The sequence below is a fragment of the Cellulomonas sp. genome (genome assembly GCF_035634735.1).
In the GTDB taxonomy this organism is placed as follows: domain Bacteria; phylum Actinomycetota; class Actinomycetes; order Actinomycetales; family Cellulomonadaceae; genus Cellulomonas.
Window position 1 is genome coordinate 1 of sequence record NZ_DASQCJ010000040.1, and the last position, 4,723, is coordinate 4,723.

General features: G+C 74.2%; 5 protein-coding genes. 3 read left to right on the forward strand and 2 right to left on the reverse strand.

Going from position 1 to position 4,723, the window contains the following annotated elements:
* The 3 genes from lysS to VER05_RS03510 all read left to right on the forward strand — a co-directional run.
* Window positions 1–1,420, forward strand: a 1,420-nt coding sequence (lysS, locus tag VER05_RS03500; RefSeq protein WP_324844012.1) for a lysine--tRNA ligase, incomplete at its 5' end; no start/stop codon positions are given.
* A 75-nt stretch (window positions 1,421–1,495) separates the two neighbouring features.
* Window positions 1,496–1,672 (forward strand): hypothetical protein, encoded by a 177-nt coding sequence (locus VER05_RS03505; RefSeq protein WP_324844013.1) that lies wholly within the window; start codon window positions 1,496–1,498, stop codon window positions 1,670–1,672.
* Window positions 1,673–1,791: 119 nt separating this feature from the next.
* The gene (locus tag VER05_RS03510; protein ID WP_324844014.1) at window positions 1,792–2,133 is read left to right on the forward strand and encodes an Lsr2 family protein; all 342 of its coding nucleotides are present in this window, start codon (window positions 1,792–1,794) and stop codon (window positions 2,131–2,133) included.
* A 206-nt stretch (window positions 2,134–2,339) separates the two neighbouring features.
* On the opposite strand, the gene xylB is transcribed toward VER05_RS03510, so the two are convergent.
* Complete coding sequence (gene xylB, locus VER05_RS03515) at window positions 2,340–3,770, reverse strand: xylulokinase (RefSeq protein WP_324844015.1); 1,431 nt, start codon at window positions 3,768–3,770, stop codon at window positions 2,340–2,342.
* 95 nt (window positions 3,771–3,865) lie between these two features.
* On the reverse strand, window positions 3,866–4,723 hold an 858-nt coding region (gene xylA, locus VER05_RS03520; RefSeq protein ID WP_324844016.1), incomplete at its 5' end, for a xylose isomerase.

The window sequence follows — 4,723 nt, forward strand, 5'->3', positions numbered from 1 at the left end:
CGGCGTCCCGCGCACCCACACGATCGCGGAGGTCCGCGCCGCGCACCCCGACCTCGAGCCGGGCCAGGAGACCGAGGACGTCGTCGGCGTCGCCGGCCGCGTCGTGTTCCTGCGCAACACCGGCAAGCTGTGCTTCGCCACCCTGCAGGACGGCGAGGGCAACCGGCTGCAGGCGATGCTGAGCCTGGCGAACGTCGGCGAGGACCGGCTGGCCGCGTTCAAGTCCGACGTCGACCTGGGCGACCACCTGTTCGTGCACGGCGCCGTCGTCGCCTCCCGCCGCGGCGAGCTCTCCGTGATGGCCGACGCCTGGACCCTCGCGGCCAAGTCGCTGCGCCCGCTGCCCAACCTGTACGCGAAGGGCGACGAGGAGGCCCCGGAGCTCTCCGAGGAGCTCCGCGTCCGCCAGCGCTACGTCGACCTGATCGTCCGCCCGGCGGCGCGCGACGCCGTCCGGCTGCGCGCCGGCGTCGTGCGCTCGCTGCGGGAGAACTTCCACCGCCGCGGCTATCTCGAGGTCGAGACCCCGATGCTGCAGACGCAGCCCGGCGGCGCCGCCGCGCGCCCGTTCGTCACGCACATGAACGCGTTCGACATCGACCTGTACCTGCGCATCGCGCCGGAGCTGTTCCTCAAGCGCGCGGCGGTCGGCGGCCTGGAGCGCGTGTTCGAGATCAACCGGAACTTCCGGAACGAGGGCGCGGATTCCACGCACTCGCCGGAGTTCGCGATGCTGGAGGCGTACGAGGCCTACGGCGACTACGACACGATGGCCGCGCTCACGCAGGACCTCGTGCAGACCGCCGCGCAGGACGTCCTCGGCACCACGACGATCACGCTCCCGGACGGGGAGCAGTACGAGATCGGCGGCGACTGGGCGCAGCTCACGATGTACGGCTCGCTGTCCGAGTCGCTGGGCGAGGAGATCACCCCCGAGACGTCGGTCGCGCACCTGCAGCGGATCGCCGACCGGCTCGACGTGCAGCTCGACCCGAAGCGGGTCAGCCACGGCAAGCTCGTCGAGGTGATCTGGGAGCACCAGGTCGGCGACCACCTGCACGCGCCGACCTTCGTGCGCGACTTCCCGGTGGAGACCAGCCCGCTGACCCGCGACCACCGCGCGATCACGGGCCAGGTCGAGAAGTGGGACCTCTACGTCCGCGGCTTCGAGCTCGCGACGGCGTACTCCGAGCTGGTGGACCCGGTGATCCAGCGCCAGCGGTTCGAGGCGCAGGCGATCCTGGCCGCGGCGGGCGACGACGAGGCGATGCAGCTGGACGAGGACTTCCTCGCGGCGGTCGAGTACGCGTTGCCGCCCACCGGCGGCATGGGGATGGGCGTCGACCGCCTGCTCATGGCCCTCACGGGCCTGGGCATCCGGGAGACGATCCTGTTCCCGCTGGTGAAGCCGCAGGCCTGATCCCCGCCGCGCACCCGCCCGGTGGCCCCTCGCGGGCCGCCGGGCGGCGGCGTCGGCGGGCGTATTCTGGTCCGCATGGACATCGGCCCCGCGCTCGCCGCGCTCATCCCGTCGGTCGGCGTCGGGGTGATCTTCTGGATCGCCATCCGCGCGCTCGTGAACGCCGATCGCACGGAACGCGCCGCATTGGCGCGGATGGATCGCGAGGACGCGGCCCGGGCGAATGAGGCGCAGAAGACGCCCGAAATCTGAAACTTTGACACGCGTCCTTTGACGCGGCGCCATTCGGCTGCCATGCTTTTGCCGTCAGCACATATTCGCCGCTCGCCGATCGGGGGCCTGCGACGGCGGCCGATGCTCGGGAGGGCGAAATGGCACAGAAGGTTCAGGTCCTGCTGGTCGACGACATTGACGGCGGCACGGCGGACGAGACGGTGACGTTCGCGCTCGACGGCGTCTCGTACGAGATCGACCTCACGAGCGCCCACGCCGCCGAGCTGCGCGACGCGCTGGGCACCTGGGTCGGCCACGCCCGCAAGGTCGGCGGCCGCTCCTCGGCCGGCCGCAGCAGCGGCGGTGGCGCCAGCCGCCCGCGCCGGGCCTCCGACGCCGGTGCCGTGCGCACCTGGGCCAAGGAGAACGGCTACGAGGTCTCGGAGCGCGGCCGCATCTCCGCCGAGATCCGCGACGCCTACGAGGCCGCCCAGGGCTGACCGCCCGCGGCACGCACGCGAACGGCCCGGCACCCTGGTGGGTGCCGGGCCGTCGTGCGTCCTCGCGGCGGGCGCCGCCGGCGTGAGGTCGTCACATCGTGGCGAGGTCGGCGGAAACGACTACCGACCTCACCGCGTCGTGACGACCTCACGCCCGGCCGCGGGACGGTGGTCCGCCCCCGCCCCCGCCCCCGCCGCCGGGGCGGTCAGCCGCGCGTCGCCGTGAGGTCGCGGACCGCGGCGTACTGCTCGCGCACGCGCGGCGCGGCGTCGGCCTCGTAGACCTCCGCCTCGCCCGCGGCGGTCCACGCCGGCGGCTGCTCCGACCCGCTCAGCACCCACGCGGCCTGGCGCGCGGCGCCGTCGGCCACGTACTCGCCCGGCGTCGGCACGGTGACCGCGGTGCCGAGCACGGCCGGCGCGATCCGCCGGACGGCCTCGGACTGCGCGCCGCCGCCGATGAGCGAGACCCGTTCGACCGGCACGCCCTGCGCGCGCAGCGCGTCCAGGCCGTCGGCGAGCGCGCACAGCATGCCCTCGACCGCGGCCCGCGCGAGGTGCGCCGGCGTGGTGTTCGCGAGCCGCATGCCGTGCAGCGCGCCGGTGGCATCCGGCTTGTTGGGGGTGCGCTCGCCCTCCAGGTAGGGAACCAGCACGAGGCCGTCGGCCCCGGCGGGCGCGGACAGCGCGAGCGCGGACAGGCCCGCGTGGTCGACGCCGAGCATCCGCGCCGCGGCGTCCAGCACCCGGGAGGCGTTCAGCGTGCAGGCGAGCGGCAGGTAGGCGCCGGTCGCGTCGGCGAACCCGGTCACCAGGCCGGAGCCGTCGGCCGTCGGGGCCGCGGACACGGCGGAGACGACGCCGGAGGTGCCGATCGAGATCGCGACGTCCCCGGCGACCATGCCCAGCGCGAGCGCGGCGGCGGCGTTGTCGCCCGCCCCGGCGCCCAGCGCGGCCCCCGCCCGGGCGAGCCCGTCGGGCCCGACCACGCCGGCCGCGGCGTGCGGGGCCACGACCCGCGGCAGCACGGCGTCGTGCCCGAGGCCGAGCTCCAGCAGGTCCCGGCGGTAGTCCTCGGTGAACGGCGACCAGTAGCCGGTGCCGGACGCGTCCGAGCGGTCGGTGGCCAGCGCGTCCAGGCCGCCCGTGCCCGGGCCGTGCCCGGCGAGCCGCCAGGTCAGCCAGTCGTGGGGGAGCGCGACGGCGGCGACCCGCGCGGCGGCGTCGGGCTCGTGGTCGCGCAGCCAGCGCAGCTTGGTGACGGTGAGCGAGGCGACGGGGACCGAGCCGATCGCGTCGGCCCACGCCTGCGGGCCGCCCAGCTCGTCGACCAGCGCCAACGCCGACGGCGCCGACCGGGTGTCGTTCCACAGCAGCGCGTCGCGGACGACCTCGCCGTCCGCGTCGAGCGCGACCATGCCGTGCTGCTGCCCGCCGACGGCGACCGCGTCGACGTCGTCGAGCCCGCCGGCGTCGCGCACCGCGTTCTGCAGCGCGTCCCACCAGTGCCGCGGGTGGATCTCGGTGCCGTCGGGGTGCGACGCGCGGCCGGAGCGGACCAGCGCCCCGGTCTCGGCGTCGCGCACGACGACCTTGCAGGACTGGGTGGAGGAGTCCACCCCGGCGACGAGGGCCATGAGGATGCGTCCTTGCTCTGCTCAGGTGACGGGAGAAAGCGCCGAGGCCGAGGGTTTCACGCGAAACCCCCGACCTCGGCGCCGGACTGCTCGGATCAGCGGGCGCCGAGCGCGTGCTCCAGCGCGAGCTGGTTCAGGCGGACGAAGCCGAAGCCGCGGGCGGCGACGCCGTCGACGTCGAAGTCCTCGTACGCGGACCGGTCGGCCAGCAGGTCGGCCAGGGTCTCGCCCTCGCCGATCGTGGGCTGCGACAGCTCGAGCACGCCGGACGCCTCGAGGGCCTCCTGGACCTCCGGGTCGGCCCGGAACGCCTGCGCGCGCTCCTTGAGCAGCAGGTAGGTCGCCATGTTGGCCTTGGCCGACTCCCACACACCGTCGAAGTCCTCGGTGCGGGACGGCTTGTAGTCGAAGTGCCGCGGGCCGTCGTAGCGCGGGCCGCCGGACGGGAAGCCGTTCTCGATCAGGTCGACGGTGGCGAACGCGGAGAACAGGTCGCCGTGACCGAACACGAGGTCCTGGTCGTACTTGATGGACCGCTGGCCGTTCAGGTCGATGTGGAACAGCTTGCCGGCCCACAGCGCCTCGGCGATGCCCTGCGTGTAGTTGAGGCCCGCCATCTGCTCGTGGCCGGTCTCCGGGTTCAGGCCGACGATGTCGCCGTGCTCGAGCTTGGCGATGAGCGCGAGCGCGTGGCCGATCGTCGGGAGCAGGATGTCGCCGCGGGGCTCGTTCGGCTTCGGCTCGATCGCGATCCGGAGGCCGTAGCCCTTCTCCTTGATGTACGCGGCGACGGTGTCGATGCCCTCGGCGTACCGGTCGTGCGCGGCGTTGAGGTCCTTGGCGGAGTCGTACTCCGCGCCCTCGCGGCCGCCCCACATGACGAACGTGTCGGCGCCGAGCTCGGCGGCCAGGTCGACGTTCCGGATGACCTTGCGCAGGCCGTAGCGGCGCAC